This window comes from Azoarcus sp. TTM-91 (assembly GCF_012911025.1).
Classification (GTDB): domain Bacteria; phylum Pseudomonadota; class Gammaproteobacteria; order Burkholderiales; family Rhodocyclaceae; genus Azoarcus.
Map to the genome: position 1 here is coordinate 1 of NZ_WUEI01000310.1, position 423 is coordinate 423.

General features: G+C 65.2%; 1 protein-coding gene. It reads right to left on the bottom strand.

Annotated features, from left to right (window positions below):
• On the bottom strand, positions 1-423 hold a 423-nt coding region (locus GRF61_RS24385; RefSeq protein WP_169153184.1), incomplete at both ends, for a radical SAM protein.

Below are 423 nucleotides of genomic sequence, written 5' to 3' on the forward strand. Positions count from 1 at the left end.
GTCCAGTTCGGCCTCGGCAATGAAGTCGAGCAGCGTTTGGAACTCTTCCTCCGTTTCACCCGGGAAACCCGCGATGAACGTGCTGCGGATGGTCAGCTCCGGGCACACCTCGCGCCAGGCGCGGATGCGGTCCAGCGTCTTCTCGGCGTTGGCGGGGCGCTTCATGCGCTTGAGCACGTCCGGGTGGGCGTGCTGCAGCGGCACGTCCAGATAGGGAAGGACCTTGCCCTCAGCCATCAGGGGCATCACCTCATCCACGCTCGGATAGGGGTAGACGTAGTGCAGGCGCACCCAGGCGCCGTACTGCGACGCCAATTCGCCGAGCGCGCCCACCAGCTCGGTCATGCGCGTCTTCAGCGGGCGGCCGTTCCAGAAGCCCATGCGGAATTTGACATCGACGCCATAAGCGCTGGTGTCCTGCGA